Origin of the sequence: Prevotella sp. HMSC073D09 (assembly GCF_001814145.1) — a bacterium.
GTDB classification, from domain to species: Bacteria; Bacteroidota; Bacteroidia; order Bacteroidales; family Bacteroidaceae; genus Prevotella; species Prevotella conceptionensis.
The window spans coordinates 1-385 of sequence record NZ_KV815148.1 but is presented as its reverse complement, the minus strand read 5'-3'; the positions used below and the strand labels follow the sequence as shown (position 1 = coordinate 385).

Annotated in this window: 1 pseudogene; it reads right to left on the bottom strand. The window is 63.4% G+C overall.

The features are described from left to right. Positions 1-385, bottom strand: a pseudogene (locus tag HMPREF2955_RS14115) (RHS repeat-associated core domain-containing protein); the annotation flags it as partial.

Sequence of the window (385 nt, the reverse complement as noted above, 5' to 3'; positions counted from 1 at the left end):
GCGTGGACGTAGGTGCGCACGTCGGCCTGGCTCACCATCACCGAGCGCACCGTCTTTACCACCTCGCCCTGGTTGCCGTAGTAGTAGGCCTCGCCGCCCGAGGCGTCCTCCACCAGCACGAGCCTGCCCGCGCGGTTGTATTTGGCCCCCGGCTTGCCGTAGGTGTAGGTCACGCGGTTGAAGAGGTTCTTGGGATAGAGCACCTCGCTCAGCCGTTCGTAGTCGTAGGTGTAGGTGATTGCCGCCTTGTCGGAGATGGTCTTCTTCAGTTCCGCCGTGAGCTTGGTGAGCAGGTTGCCCGCGGCGTCGTAGGTGCAGGTCACCTCGCCCGCGTCGGGGTGGTTCACTTTGAGCTTATGCCCCAGCAGGTCGTATTGGTAGGTGG